Below are 13,730 nucleotides of genomic sequence, written 5' to 3'. Positions count from 1 at the left end.
GGTACCGCCACCATGCGTCCTGGGGCCGGGCCCGGCGCCGCCCCCGGGGCGCCCGGGGGCCCCGGGGGCGCGGCTCACTGCCGCCGATCGCACGGATCCCTGCGGCCGAGAGCAGATAGCTGACCGCATTGGCCACCACGGTCATCGAGGGGCCGAACAGCCCGATCGCGGCCGTGCCGGCCGGCGGTCCGAGCACGGTTGCGGTCCAGGTGGTGGATTCGAATCGCCCGTTCGCGACGAGCAGGTCTTCCGGCCGCACGAGCGCCTTCAGATACGCGCCACTGGCCGCGTTGAAGGCGATGTCGGCCGCACCGACGACGACGGACACGACCAGGAGTTGCACGAAACTGAGCAGACCGAGTGCGTACGCGGCGGGAACACTCAGCAGTGCCACGAACCGGGTCAGGTCCATCGCCACCATCACCGGCCGCTTGCGGCGGAACTCCACCCACGGCCCGAGCGGTACCGCGACCACCGCCCCCACTGCCAGCCCCGTGGCTGCCAGGACCGAGACCTGGGTCGGCCCGGCGTGCAGCACAAGGATCGCGATCAGGGCGAACGCGTCGAATGCGAGCCACGTGCCGAACGTACTGACCGCATACGCCGTCCACAGCCATCCGAACTGCCGGCCCAACCGTCTCCTGCCCACCATGCTCAGCGCCCCCCTTGATGTCCCGCTCGAACAAACCAACGTTGGCCAGTGAGAGCAAAGCCAGTAAGCAACAGCAGGTCAAACAACCAACCAGCAAGCAAGCCACAACCAGAAGTTGTGCACTAAGGTGCATCAGTGTGGACCTCGACACCGTACGCACCTTCGTCGCCGCCGCCGACGCGGGCCAGTTCCAGGAGGCCGCCGCCGACCTGTCGATCACCCAGCAGGCCGTCTCCAAACGCATCGCCGCACTGGAGAAGGACCTCGGTGTGCGGCTGTTCACCCGCACCGCGCGCGGAGCCCAGACCACCATCGACGGCCAGGCATTCCTGCCCCACGCCCGCGAGCTGCTGCGCGTCGCCGAGCGCGCGGCCGCATCCGTACGCCCCGGCCGCCGTCCGCTGCGCGTCGACGTGATCGCCTCACGCGTCGCGGCGTCGGGCCTGATGCGCGGCTTCCACCGCGCGCACCCCGAGATCGAGCTCGACGTGCTGATGCTGTTCGACATCGAGACAGCCGTCGCCGCCATCCGGTCCGGTGCGATCGACGCGTCCTTCCGCGCCGTCGCCGTGCCCGGCCGGCCCCTTCCCGAAGACATCGAGTCCGTCCGAGTGCTCGACGAGCCGCTCCAACTTCTCACCGGCCCCGCCCACGCGCTGGCGGGCGCCCGGTCGGTGACCGTCGCTCAGCTCGTCGGGCACCGGATCTGGATGCCCGGCATCGTCCCCGGTACCGAGTGGTCCGCCTACTACGACGAGCTCGTCGCCGAATTCGGCCTCAGCATCGAGGTGACCGGCCCCAACTTCGGCTCCGACGCGCTCCTCGACACCATCGCCGACACCCCGGCCCTGGCCACCTTCATGGGCGAGCAAACCCGCCTCGTCTGGCCCGCAGGCCACGGCCTGCGCCGCATCCCGGTGACCGACCCGACGCCCGTCTACCCGCACTCACTGATCTGGCGCCGCGACAACCCACACCCCGCACTCACCACACTCCGCAACTACCTCGGCTCCACACAGCCAGACCACCCCGACGGCGAGACGTGGACACCCACATGGACACAGCGGCAAGCAGCACCGTGAGAGGTCGAAAAGCCGTGGATGTGTATGAAGCCGTAGACAGTCGCAGGGCTGTGCGGGCGTTCAGCGATGAGCCGATACCCAAAGAGGTACTCGAACGAGTGCTGGCTGCAGCAACGCGGGCTCCGTCGAGTGGGAACCTTCAGCCGTGGCATGTGTACGTCGTGACCGGCGAGCCCCTGGCCGAACTGAAGAGGCGCGCAACGGCCAGAGCACTGGCGGGAGACCCGGGTGACGAGCGGGAGTATCCGATGTACCCGGCCGAACTGACCTCACCGTATCTGGACCGTTTCTCCGCCGCGGCTGCCCAGCGGTACAAAGCGCTGGGAATCAAGCGCGACGACCTCGACAGGCCCACGAAGATCGCCGCCTTGAACTCGGAGGCGTTCGGGGCTCCGGTCGTGCTGTTCTGCTACCTCGACCGGACGATGGGGCCCGGGCAGTGGGGGGACGCAGGGATGTATTTGCAGACAGTCATGCTGTTGCTGAGGGCGGAAGGATTGCACAGCTGCCCCCAGGTGATGTGGACGATGTATCGCAAGACCGTCAGCCAGATGGTCGGAGCCGATGACGAGCTCGTGCTGTTCTGCGGTGTCGCGGTGGGTTTCGAGAAGGAAGGCGTGCCACGGCTGCGTACCGGGCGGGCGGACATGACGGAGACAGTGAGCTTCATCGGCGTGTGACCTGCTGACCAGTGGCCCTCACAACAGTCGGGTCGTCAGCCCGTGTTGTCCGCTCAGTGCGGGCGGCCCGGGCTTGGGGGCGGTGCCCATGTTCCGACAGACCTGACGGAGCTGAGCTGTCGTGTTCCACCAGCCCGGGCCGGAGATGGCGCACCGTCAGGTCCTACTCATCCGGGCTCCAGTCCAGGAGCAGGTCGAAGAGACGTTGGTCCACGTCGAGTTTCAGGGAATCCACCGGATTACGGCCGTACAGGACCATGACCAGCTCACTGGCCGCGCCTCGGGCGGAGGCGTAGGCCGCGTCCGGGTCCTCGCCGGCAGCGGCGGGGGCACGGTGCCGGGTCTGGGCAGCCGGGCGGTCCGTGCGCCGTCGGCGGAGAGCCAGAGGCGCCAGGAGCGGCCCTCAGCGGCGTGGTAGTCGACGGCAGCGGGCTCGTGCGGCCAGGTAGCCGTCGTTGTGCAGCAGGTGGACAGCAACTCCTCGACGCCGTCGAGTGCCACCTCGTGCGGCAGCGACTCGGATGACGCGGTGTCCTTTGTGAAACGGCCAGCATGAGGTCGTCTCGTTCGGTGTGGAAGGGATAGAAGCTGACCTCGGTGGGTTCAGAGATTCAAGCGTGGTGAGTGCCGTTGACGGGCGGTGTGGAGCGGTTCAGGCGCCAGACCACGTCGATCCCGATGCCCGAGGGAGCTGCGGGCGGCGTTGCTTGTTCACGGCGGACTTCGGTGAAACCCAACCGGCGCGGTATGGCGGCGCTGGAGGTGTTGGCCATGTCGTGTGCGATTTCCAGGTACTCCACGTCCGGCAGGGCAAACATTTCGGTGACCAGGGCGGCTGTCGCTCGCGTGGCGATGCCCTGGCCGGTGGCGGCGGGGTGCAGCCAGTACCCGATACGCCGGCCCTGAGGTTCGGGCCCGCGGTAGGTCTGGCACATGCCGATGAGGGTGCTGTCCTGGGCGATGGCGTAGTTGTACACGTCACCGCTTGCCCACTTCGACCCGGACTTGGCGAGGAAGTCTCGGGTGCTCTCCTCGCTGTGCCGGGTGACCCACGGCTCCCAGGGGCGCAGGTGCTCCACTGACTCCTTGATCAACGTGAACGCCGCAGCGAAGTCGCTCTGTCCCCGCCAGCGTCGCAGGGCGAAGTCTCCGCACTCGATGATCTGCCTCGGTCGCTCCATGACGGCCATGATTGTTCGCAGATCGGTTCTCGGCAACGAGATACAGAAGAACCGGCCGGCCACCCCCCGGTGGGCTCCACAGTCCGCGCTCATTCTCCGTCCGGACCGTCCGGCGCCCCCGGTTTGGCGCCGTCCGCGGGAGCGGCGCGGCGCAGCGTGCGGATCGCCGGCGTCGCGAGCAGCGCCACGCAGCCCGCCAGGCAGGCGCCCGCCGACACCAGCAGCAGCCGCTCCGGGGAGGCCAGCGAGAGGGCCGGCCCCGCCAGCATCTGGCCGAGCGCGATCCCGGAAACGGAGCCGGCCAACTCGTACGCGGAGACCCGGTTGAGCACCGCGGACGGGGTGTGGGTCTGCACGCTGGTCGCCCACATCACCGACCAGAACGCCAAGGCGCCGCCGCCGAGGACGTGGCCCGCCAGCAGCACCGGCAGGCCGGCGTCCAGCGCCACGCAGAGCGGCAGCACGGTGAACAACGCCATCGCCGCCGCGCCGGCGGCCAGCGGCCGGGCCGGTCGCAGCCGCAGCGCCAGCAGGCCGCCGAGCACAGTTCCGACGCCGAGGAAGGAGACCGCCAGGCCGTAGGCGTTCGGGCCGAGCCGGGCGCCGATCAGTGCCGAGCCGAGCGGTACCAGCGGGCCGAAGAGCAGCACGCCGTAGCCCACCCAGATCAGGATCACCGCCCACATCCAGGTGCGTGCGCGGAACTCCTGCCAGCCCTGGCGCAGGTCACGACGGAGTGAACTGCCGGTGCGGGGAGCAGAGTCGGCGTCGGCCGGGGTGTCCGTGGGCGTGTCGGCCGGGGCGAGCCGGATGAGCGCCAGGCACAGGGCGCTCAGCAGGAAGGTGCCGCCGTCGATGGCGTACACGGTCCCGGCGCCGGTCAGCATGATCAGCAGCCCCGCCAAGGCCGGGCCGAGCAGTTGGGCGAGCGCGTCGGCCACCTTGAGTGTGGCGTTGGCCCGCTGCGGCTCGCGGGCGACCAGCGGGACCATCCCGTTCACCCCCGGCAGAAACATCGCAACGGCCGCGCCGGCCAGTGCCGCCATGGTCACCAGCAGCCAGAACGGCGGCGCCCCGGCGAAGAAGGCAACGGCCAGCACACCCTGGGTGAGCACTCGGGCGAGGTCCGCGCCGACCATCATCCGGCGCGCGCCGAAGCGGTCGGCGAACACGCCGCCGAACAGGACCAGGGCGACGAACGTCCCGGTCCAGGTGCCGAGGACGAAGCCGACCCCGGAGATGCCGTACAGCGCGCCGACTGCGAGCGCGGCGGCGACCGGCATCATCGCGTCGCCGACCTGCGAGACCGTGCGGGCGGCGAAGAAGAGCGTGAAGCGCCGGTCCCACAACGGGGGCCGGGCGGGCGGCCGGGAAGTTGACGGATCGGTCTGGGCGGTCTGAGTCTGGGTCTGGGTCGAGGTCTGAGTCTGGGTCTGGGTCTGGGTCTGCGAGGTGGTCACACCACAGATACTGGTTTGGACCAATCGGTCACCCCAGTGTCCCAAACGACATGATGGGGTACTTTCACGCCATGATGCTTCGTTCGCTGCCGAAGTCCCCGGCGCCGCACCGGGTCGTGGCCCTGCTGCAGGCCCCGCAGTCGACCTTCCCGCTGGCCTGCGCGGCCGAGGTGTTCGGCGATCACGGCCCGGCGATTCCCGCCCGCTACGCGTTCGAGGTCTGCACCGAGCACCCCGGCCCGGTGCGCACCCAGGCCGGCTACGACCTGCTGGTCACGGCGGGCCTGGACGCGCTGGAGCGCGCGGATACCGTGTTGGTCCCCGGCTGGCAACAGGCGCCCGGTACCGAGTTGCCGCCGGCGGTGGTCGAGGCGGTCCGCCGGGCGCACCGGCGCGGGGCGCGGATCGTCGGCATCTGCTCGGGCGCCTTCGTGCTCGCCGACGCCGGACTGCTGGACGGCCGGCAGGCCGCCACTCACTGGGCCCAGGCCGCCGAGCTGGCCGCCCGGTTCCCGCAGGTCCGGGTCGACCCCGCGGTGCTCTACGTGGACCACGGCGACGTCGCCACCAGCGCCGGCTCGGCGGCCGGCGTGGACCTCTGCCTGCACCTGGTGAGTGCCGACCAGGGCGCCGCGTATGCGATGCGGATCGCCCGGCAGATGGTGATGCCGCCGCACCGCGAGGGCTGCCAGCTGCAGTACGCCGAACTGCCCACCTCCGGACCGGTCGCCGACTCGCTGGCCCCGCTGCTGGAATGGCTGGCCGGACGGCTGGACCAGCCGGTCAGCGTCGCCGAGATGGCGGCCCGCTCACGGGTCTCGGCCCGCACACTGACCCGGCACTTCACCGAGCAACTGGGCATCAGCCCCGGACGCTGGCTGCTGGACCGGCGGATCGCCGCCGCCCGGGCGCTGCTGGAGGAGACCGACCTGCCCGTGGAGACCATCGCGCGCCGCGTCGGCCTCTCCTCGGCTGTCAACCTGCGCCGGCGTTTCCACGAGGCCCTGCGCACCACGCCCGCCGCCTACCGGCGCACCTTCCGCGTGGACAAGGCGGGGTAGGGAGCTCGAGTTCGTCGTTGACTCGCCGAGGCTGCGGCCTCAAGCCGCTGTGCAGCCTGACGAACTGTTCGCACAGGACGAGGGGGGTTGAGGATGGACGTCGGACCATCGCATGCAGCGGTCCAACTCCCTGAAGGGTCTTGGTGGGATTGGGATGTCGTCGCCTGGGGCGGCGGACAGCTCCGGCTGGCCGCCGGGCACGATCTGACCTATCACCATGGTCTGGAGCTGGTCTTCCACGACCCGGTCTACGTCAGCTGCCCGTCGGACTTCCAGGATCCGAACTTCCGTGTTCCGTCGCCCGATGAGCTTGTGAAAGTGGCCCGTCAGCTCGGCGTTGAGCCGTCCGTCCTGGTTGCCTTCGAGGCGGACGCCGGCGGGCCGGAGCCGGTCTCGTGCCTCATCGCCGCCGAGCGGCTCGACATCGTCCGTGAAACCGTCCTGAGGTACTGGCGCGAGGATGCGGCGCCCGACCAGCGCTTCGCCCCCTGGGTGCGGCCTCCGGGCCAGTAGGCGGTGGCGCTTTGCGATCGTCGCCAACACTCGTCAGACGAAACCCGGAAGGCCGGTCTGTCGTTTCGCTGAGCTGCGGCGTGCCAGTCTGCCGCTTCGCGCCGTCGCAGAAGTGAGCATCGGCCCCAGGCGAGTTGCCCTCTAAATCGCTATGGGGAGTTTGGCGGGGCCGCGGAGGTTGATGCGGCCGTTCCAGACGACGTCGCCGGCTGGGGCGAGGTCGGGGAAGCGCTGGACCAGGCGTTCGATGGCCACTCGGCCTTCCAGGCGGGCCAGGGCAGCGCCCAGGCAGTGGTGGGGGCCGGCGCCGAAGGAGACGTGGTTGCGGGCGTTGGGGCGGTCGATGCGGAGGCGGTCGGCGTCGGGGCCCCAGAAGTCGGGGTCGCGGTTGGCGGAGGCCAGGCAGGCGAAGATGAAGGTGCCGGCCGGGATCGTTCGGTCGCGGACGGTGTGCGGGGCCAGGGTGATGCGCTTGGACTGCTGGACGGGGCTGTCGTAGCGGAGGAACTCCTCGACGGCGTTGCCGGCCAGGTCGGGGCGGGCACGGAGCAGGGCGAGCTGGTCGGGATTGCGCAGCAGGGCGACGGCGCCGTTGGAGATGAGGTTCACGGTCGTCTCGTGGCCTGCGATGTAGAGCATGACGATCTGCGCGATCAGCTCATCGTCGCTGAGCTTCTCGCCGTCGTGCTCGGCGGCGATGAGTCCGGTGAACAGGTCGTCGGCCGGGTTGACGCGCTTCCAGGCGATCAGCTCGCGGGTGAGTTCGGTCATCTCCCGGCCCGCGTCGTTGATGCTCCGCATGACGACCGGGTCGGTGACGACTTGGAGGGAGAGCGCCAGGATGCCGGTCAGCTCGCGGATCCGGGTGTGGTCGGTGGGCGGCATGCCGAGCATCTTGGAGATCACCGCGAACGGCAGCGGGAAAGCCAGCGTGTCGACGAGGTCGGCCTGCCCGGCCTCGGCGATCCGGTTGAGTGCGGCATCGACCAGTTCGGTGATTTCGCCCTCCAGGGCGGCCACCGATCGGGAGGTGAACACCTTGCCGACCTGGGAGCGCAGTCGGGTGTGGTCGGGCGCATCGCGGTGGACCATGGACTGGTTGAGCACGCCGAGGTCCACCTGGTCCATCTGCGCACGGATCTGGCCGCCGGCGACCATGCGGTCGTCGACCGACAGCCCGGCCCGCAACAGCGCCGCGATGTCGTCGTAGGCGCTCAGCACCCAGAACCCGAACGGGTGCTCGTGCACCGGATCCACCTCGCGCATCCGGCGGTACGTCGGATACGGGTCGTCGGTGAAACCTGGGGCGAACGGATTGAACAGCATCTCCGTGGCGGTCAACGAAAGCCTCCGGTGGGCGTGGCGATCAGGTCCTTCGGCGAGGAGGGGAGCCGGTCAGGCGCGGCGTCCCCACATGGTGACCATTCCGATTCCGAGGTCACGGGTGGCCGGATCGGCGAGATAGGCCAGGGCGTCGTCAACGGTCTCGGATCCGAGCTCGTTGACCAGCGCGGGACGGGCGGCGTTCGCGGTGCTGGTCCAGAACCGGGCCAGCGTTCCGCCTCCCTCGAGCACCGGGACGTCGACCCCGAAACCGACCTGGGCGAAGCCCAGTTCGGCCATCGGCCGCGGATAGCGGCGGCCCACGTTGAAGTCGCTGCCGGTCGTCCGCGCGCCGAGCTCGCTCGCCACCGCGGCGGTCTCCCGGTACGCCGCGCAGGGTGAGGTCGCAGGGCCCAGGTCCCAGGAGTCCGAGACGACCAGCCATCCGCCGGGTCGTACCCACTGCGCCATGCGCTGCAGCACCGCGTCCCGCTCGCGCAGGTGCATCAGGACGAACCGCGCGTGCACCAGGTCGTACTGGCCGGGTGCGAAGGCGGGATCGGTGATGTCGGCCTGGAACTCGCGGAAGCCGCGGCCGCCAAGGTGGCGAACGTCGGTGTCCACGACAGCTGTTTCCGCGCCGGAGGCGCTCATCAGCCACTCGGCGACCGTGCCGAGGCCGGCCCCCACGTCGCAGCTTCGGAACCCTGGCTGGACGATCGGCCGTAGCCGTTCGAACGAATACGGGTCGAAGACCCGCGCCAGAGCCCCGAGACGGTTCGCCTCACTGGGATCCTGATGCGAGTAGAGCCGGTCCCCGTACCGCTCTCCCTCTTGCGTCATGACACGATTGTTCGGCGCTGCCTCGCATTCCCCTCGACGATGACTGGAAGACGCACCTGGCGGGGCTCTTCGTCCCCGCAGGAGCCGGTCGGCTGCCGCGTCGGTCGGGGCCGTGCCGTGAGCGGCCTCGTCCTCATCTCACGGAGCCTTCGGCAGGGTGCGGTCTGGGGGGCTACTCGGGGCGTTCGCGGCGGAGTCGGGCCGCGAGGTGGTGCTGGAGTGGTTGGCCGACCGCCGCGAGGTCGTGGACGAACTCGAGGGTGTCCTCGTCGACCAGGGTGTAGCGGCGCCGGGTGGCGGTGACCTTCTTGGCGGTGGGGGCGAGGGCCACCTGATCGGTGGCGAGATCGATCACGCCTTCGGTCGCGCTGCCGACCGAGATCTCCGCGATGCCGGTGGGCTGGGTGATCAGGGCCTCGACACGCCCCTCGGGCTGGATGCGCCACCAGCCGCTCTCCCGGGCCGACGGCCGCAGCGGGGCGCCGTCCGCGTCGAGCAGCCAGGCGCGCGCCTCGTAGTGGAGGAAGGGCCGCCCGTCATGGCTGAAAGTGATCTCCTGCGCGTAGACAAACTCCTCGCCGATCGTCGGATACCCGCCGCGGCCCCGGCCGGCCCAGGTCCCCAGCAGCCCGCTCACCGGGGCGAGCAGTGCGTGTGGTGCAGGCGCGTCGTCGAGTCCCAGGGCATCGGGAAACGGGTACTTGCGGGCGGGGTCGAACATGGTGTGCCCTCCTGGGTGGGTCGAGGCCGGTGCCGGCCCGGACCGGCCCAGAGTAAGCCTTTGGGATCATGGCGGACCCGCGACGCCTGGCACGGTGTCTCGCCGCACGGCGCTCGCTGCGCTCGCTTGGTCTCGACTCCCCGTCGAGGGCCTTGGAGACCGAGCTCTCGTCCGTCGCCGATGTACCGCGGTCCGTATCGGATCGAACGCGTTTGTGCAGGTCAGTGCGGTACCTCGGCTGTCTGTGGCAGCGGGTCTCATCCGGTGCCCGGCCGATATCGTGCGGTCTCGGCGTGCCGCAGCAACGGCTGCTCCGCAGTGTGTACGGCGCCGTCTGCGCGAGTACGCCGTCCGCCACTTCCTGACTGCGCCAGCGGGGGCGGCGCTGGGGCCTTGGAGAGAGACTGGAACCGTGGCCTGGCCATCGTCCGACGGCGTGGGGTGCGCCCGCCCCCGCAGCGATGGCCGTGACACGGGTGCTTCCCGGGTCCTCGTAGGGAGGCCGTCATGGAGACGTTTCTGGACCGTCACGACGCGGGGCGACGGCTGGCCGGCGCGCTTCAGGAGGTTCAGCTGCCGGGTCCCGACATGCTGGTGCTGGGTCTGTACCGGGGCGGGATCCCGGTCGCGGAGGAAGTGGCCCGCATGCTGAGAGCGCCTTTGGACGTGTGCCTGGTGCGCAAGCTCGGTGTGCCCCGCAGGCCGGAGCTGGCCATGGGAGCCGTCGGTGAGGATGGTGTACGAGTCCTCAACGAGGATGTTCTGGGTTCCTCCGGGGTCTCACCGGACGAATTGGCCGCGATCGAGGCACGGGAACGGGCGGTGCTGAAGCAGCGTGCCAGCACCTACCGGAAGGACAGTCCGCCGGTCGACGTCACGGGCCGGACCGTGATTCTCGTCGATGACGGCGTCGCCACGGGCGCAACCGCCCGAGCCGCCTGCGAGGTGGTCCGGGCCCGGGGCGCGGCCAAGGTGGTCATGGCCGTGCCAGTGGCGCCTCATGGCTGGACCGACAGGTTCGGGGACGCCGCTGATGTGTATGTGTGCCCGTACACACCGTGGGATTTCTCGGGGGTCGGCCAGTTCTACGCCGACTTCTCCCAGACCGACGAAGCGGAGGTCGTCGCCTGCCTGGCACGCGCCAACCGCACATCGGGCAACCCTGGGGACGCGGGGAACGGCACACCTCCGAGGAGCGCCGGCGCGCTGCACCGGAGGGAGGTCACGATCCACGCCGACGCGGTGCGGCTGCCCGGAGAACTGACGGTCCCGGGGGACGCGCGGGCCGTCGTGGTCTTCGCGCACGGCAGCGGCAGCAGCCGGCACAGTGCGCGCAATCAGTTCGTTGCCCGGACGCTGAACCGAGCGGGCCTCGGCACCCTGCTGTTCGACCTGCTCACCCCGCAGGAGGCGGATGATCGGGCCGTGGTGTTCGACGTGCGCCTGCTGGCAGGCCGGCTGCGCACGGCCGTCCACTGGCTGCTCGAACAGCCGGAGACGTCGGGGGCTGAGGTGGGTCTGTTCGGGGCGAGCACCGGCGCTGCCGCGGCCTTGTGGGCCGCGGCCGAACCGGGCGCGGACATAGCGGCGATCGTCTCCCGGGGCGGCCGCCCCGACCTGGCCGCACCTCGGCTGGCCCTGGTCACCGCACCGACCTTGCTGATCGTCGGCAGCCACGACTCGGTCGTGCTCGACCTGAACCGGCAGGCGCAGGCAGAACTGCGCTGCCCCTGCGATCTGGCCGTCGTCCCGGGTGCCACCCATCTGTTCGAAGAACCCGGAGCCCTGCCCGCAGTCGCCCGCCTGGCATCCGAGTGGTTCACCCGTCACCTCGCCGGGGCGGGGCACGCCCGCAGCGCATAGCGGGGCACACACCCGTGGGACGTCGGTCGGGGTTCCGGTTCGTGGGCCAAGGTGGGCCCCTGAACCTCCACGAGTCGGTGCGGTTTTCGGTCGGACCTGTCAGTCCCTGTCCGGCGACGGGCCCGGGTGCTCGGCCCGCTCACCCTGAGCCTGCTCCTGCTCCTGCTCCTGCGCCCAGGCGTTCGCCCACTGGTCGAGGGGAGCGAGGGCGTGGCCGAGGTCAGCGCCGGTACGGGTGAGTTCATAGCCGTCGGCTGAGGGGACGATGATCCCGCTCGACGTGAGCTCGCGCAGCCGCTGGTACAGGACGCTGGAGGACAGGCCTTCGCACCGGCCGAGCAGGGCGCGGGCGCCGAGCGGGCCTGCGCGCAGCTCCCAGAGGATGCGCAGCGCCCAGCGGCGTCCGAACAGGTCCATCGCGGCCATGATCGGACGGCCGGTCGTCGAGCCGCGGACCGGTACGCCTGGGCGCGGTGCCGGCATGACCCTCCTTGTGTTTCGTTATTCGAAACACTAGCATCGCCCATCCCTGCTTCTGAATTCGAAACAGCGCAACGGGAGGGCCGATGGCACGGATAGAGCCGCTTGAGCCGCCGTACACCGATGAGGTCGGCGCACAGCTCGCGGGCATGATGCCTGCGGGGGCTCCGCCGATCGGGCTGTTCCGGATGTTCGCCAGAAATCTGCCGATGACCGGCGCCATGCAGGGGTGGGGCCGCTACGAGCTGGGCAGGCAGCTGACCTTGACCCTGCGGGAGCGCGAGATCGTCATCGACCGGACGTGCGCGCGGTGCGGCTGCGAGTACGAGTGGGGCGTGCACGTGATGATGTACGGCGACCGGGTCGGCCTCACCCACGAGCAGACGGCGTCACTCGTCCACGGCGGAGCCGCCGACGCATGCTGGGCATCTGAGCGGGAACGGCTGCTCATCCTCGCCGTCGACGGCCTGCACGAGAGCTCCGACATCGACGACGCGCTGTGGGCGCGGCTCGCATCGGCCTTCGACGACATCCAGTTGATGGATCTGCTCCTGCTGTGCGGCTGGTACCACGCCGTCAGCTTCGCCGCGCGGGCCGCGCGCCTGCCGCACGAGCCCGGCGCGCCCCGCTTCGCCGACGTCGTCCCCCGCGCCCGATGAGCCGCCCCTCCGGTCCACCGGAGGTCCGTGCCGGCCTGCCGATCACGATCGTGCACGCGTGCCTGCGCGAGGGCGGTGGCGGAAGCCCGACCGCGGTTCTGGACGAGGCGTCATCACTCCTGTCCGGAGGCCTGTTGACCGATGGCGAGCGCCGTGCGACACCCGCCCTGGCCGGCACGTCCCACGCGGTCTTCCTTTCCAAGGCCCGCCATCCGGCAGCCGGGCGTGGGCACGAGCGGCCCGTGGTCGCGGTGCGATTCTTCACTGCGGAGGGGGAACTGCCCGCGTGCGGCCACGGCACCGTGGCCGCCCTGGCCTTCCTCGCCCAGCGCGCGGGCGGCGGGGAGTACCGGGCCGGCCTGCGGGTGGCCGGGCGCGTCGTCGAGGGCCGCGCAGTGTGCGGGGCGTCATCTGTCGAGACCGCCTTCGCGGCGGGGCCGGTCGGCCTGCGTGAGCCCACAGCAGACGAACTCGCGCTGCTCCTGCCTGCCCTGGGGCTCCGCACGGCGGCGGTCGCCTCCGGAGCGTGTATCGCCACGCTGGGACGTCCGCGGCTCCTCCTGCCCGTTCCCACCCGCTCCGCTCTCGCCGCCCTGGCCCCGGCCCCCGACCGGCTCGCCGCCGCCTGCGATCGCCTGGGCCTGCTGGGCTGCTTCGTCCACACCCCGATGTCGCCCTCTGGGCGGGTCGCGGCCCGCATGTTCGCCCCGTCGATCGGCGTACCGGAGGACATCGCCAACGTGAACAGCTCCGCCTGCCTGGCCGCCCACCTGCTCGGACGTCAGGGCGCCACCGGGATCGCCGTCGACGTCGGCGATGCCCTGGGCCGCCCTTCCACCGTCACCGCCGGCGCCCGCCACACTTCGTCGGGTCCGATGGTCGACGTCAGCGGCGCCGCAAGGATCGGGCATGTGCTCCACTTGCCGGGCCGGCCTCCTCTCCCAACCCGCGGACAGTCCGGCCGGGCACCCGGAAGCCCGTCCCCGTGACGACCGCGCTATGCGGGTTGCTGTGACCTCTCCTGGGCCTGAACAGGAAGTAGTGCATCGTCAGGCAGGAGAGGCCGCCCCCAGGCTCGCTGGTATGGGTGCGAGCCCGGATCTGCGAGCAGTTGGTGCACACGATCCAGGGCGTACCAGAGCTCGAAGGGACTGGCGGGACTGGACGAGCACCACGTAGGCCGCTGGGACTCCTGGCACCGCTGGGTCACCC

At 70.6% G+C, this 13,730-nt stretch carries 14 protein-coding genes; 7 read left to right on the top strand and 7 right to left on the bottom strand.

Annotated elements, in window-relative coordinates:
* Positions 1-652, bottom strand: a 652-nt coding sequence (locus AC07DC_RS38225) for an MFS transporter (protein WP_478919363.1), incomplete at its 3' end; no start/stop codon positions are given.
* Between the two features lie 137 nt (positions 653-789).
* Between AC07DC_RS38225 and AC07DC_RS38220 the strand changes: the two genes are divergently transcribed.
* Positions 790-1,734: a LysR family transcriptional regulator gene (locus AC07DC_RS38220; RefSeq protein WP_478919361.1), complete on the top strand. Its 945-nt coding sequence runs from the start codon at positions 790-792 to the stop codon at positions 1,732-1,734.
* Between the two features lie 14 nt (positions 1,735-1,748).
* Positions 1,749-2,414: a nitroreductase gene (locus AC07DC_RS38215; protein WP_478919359.1), complete on the top strand. Its 666-nt coding sequence runs from the start codon at positions 1,749-1,751 to the stop codon at positions 2,412-2,414.
* A gap of 611 nt (positions 2,415-3,025) precedes the next feature.
* Here AC07DC_RS38215 and AC07DC_RS38210 read toward each other — a convergent pair.
* Positions 3,026-3,595: a GNAT family N-acetyltransferase gene (locus tag AC07DC_RS38210; protein WP_478919358.1), complete on the bottom strand. Its 570-nt coding sequence runs from the start codon at positions 3,593-3,595 to the stop codon at positions 3,026-3,028.
* Between the two features lie 89 nt (positions 3,596-3,684).
* Positions 3,685-5,055: an MFS transporter gene (locus AC07DC_RS38205; protein WP_478919356.1), complete on the bottom strand. Its 1,371-nt coding sequence runs from the start codon at positions 5,053-5,055 to the stop codon at positions 3,685-3,687.
* 71 nt (positions 5,056-5,126) lie between these two features.
* Between AC07DC_RS38205 and AC07DC_RS38200 the strand changes: the two genes are divergently transcribed.
* Both AC07DC_RS38200 and AC07DC_RS38195 read left to right on the top strand, forming a co-directional pair.
* Positions 5,127-6,116, top strand: a complete 990-nt coding sequence (locus AC07DC_RS38200; protein ID WP_478919355.1) for a GlxA family transcriptional regulator — start codon at positions 5,127-5,129, stop codon at positions 6,114-6,116.
* A gap of 93 nt (positions 6,117-6,209) precedes the next feature.
* Complete coding sequence (locus AC07DC_RS38195; RefSeq protein WP_478919353.1) at positions 6,210-6,629, top strand: hypothetical protein; 420 nt, start codon at positions 6,210-6,212, stop codon at positions 6,627-6,629.
* Positions 6,630-6,770: 141 nt separating this feature from the next.
* On the opposite strand, the gene AC07DC_RS38190 is transcribed toward AC07DC_RS38195, so the two are convergent.
* The 3 genes from AC07DC_RS38190 to AC07DC_RS38180 form a co-directional block, all read right to left on the bottom strand.
* Complete coding sequence (locus tag AC07DC_RS38190) at positions 6,771-7,970, bottom strand: cytochrome P450 (RefSeq protein WP_478919352.1); 1,200 nt, start codon at positions 7,968-7,970, stop codon at positions 6,771-6,773.
* Positions 7,971-8,024: 54 nt separating this feature from the next.
* Positions 8,025-8,795 carry a class I SAM-dependent methyltransferase gene (locus tag AC07DC_RS38185; RefSeq protein WP_478919351.1) on the bottom strand — a complete coding sequence of 257 codons (771 nt, stop codon included), beginning with the start codon at positions 8,793-8,795 and terminating at the stop codon, positions 8,025-8,027.
* Between the two features lie 172 nt (positions 8,796-8,967).
* Positions 8,968-9,516, bottom strand: coding sequence for a nitrobindin family protein (locus AC07DC_RS38180; RefSeq protein ID WP_478919350.1), 549 nt, complete (start codon positions 9,514-9,516; stop codon positions 8,968-8,970).
* 507 nt (positions 9,517-10,023) lie between these two features.
* Between AC07DC_RS38180 and AC07DC_RS38175 the strand changes: the two genes are divergently transcribed.
* The gene (locus AC07DC_RS38175) at positions 10,024-11,379 is read left to right on the top strand and encodes a phosphoribosyltransferase family protein (RefSeq protein ID WP_478919348.1); all 1,356 of its coding nucleotides are present in this window, start codon (positions 10,024-10,026) and stop codon (positions 11,377-11,379) included.
* Between the two features lie 99 nt (positions 11,380-11,478).
* Here the strand turns inward: AC07DC_RS38175 and AC07DC_RS38170 are convergent, their stop codons facing one another.
* On the bottom strand, positions 11,479-11,805 hold the full coding sequence (locus AC07DC_RS38170) for a winged helix-turn-helix transcriptional regulator (protein WP_478919451.1): 327 nt from the start codon (positions 11,803-11,805) through the stop codon (positions 11,479-11,481).
* A gap of 140 nt (positions 11,806-11,945) precedes the next feature.
* On the opposite strand from AC07DC_RS38170, the gene AC07DC_RS38165 reads away from it, so the two are divergent.
* Together AC07DC_RS38165 and AC07DC_RS38160 are read left to right on the top strand one after the other, a co-directional pair.
* Complete coding sequence (locus tag AC07DC_RS38165) at positions 11,946-12,518, top strand: carboxymuconolactone decarboxylase family protein (RefSeq protein ID WP_478919346.1); 573 nt, start codon at positions 11,946-11,948, stop codon at positions 12,516-12,518.
* Positions 12,515-13,507, top strand: coding sequence for a PhzF family phenazine biosynthesis protein (locus AC07DC_RS38160; protein WP_478919345.1), 993 nt, complete (start codon positions 12,515-12,517; stop codon positions 13,505-13,507). Before AC07DC_RS38165 ends, AC07DC_RS38160 begins: the two co-directional genes overlap by 4 nt.
* Positions 13,508-13,730 lie beyond the last annotated feature (223 nt).

Source organism: Streptomyces sp. NPDC045021 (assembly GCF_056432645.1).
Note: the sequence above shows the minus strand (reverse complement) of the source record. Positions and strands in the feature narration are given on the sequence as shown.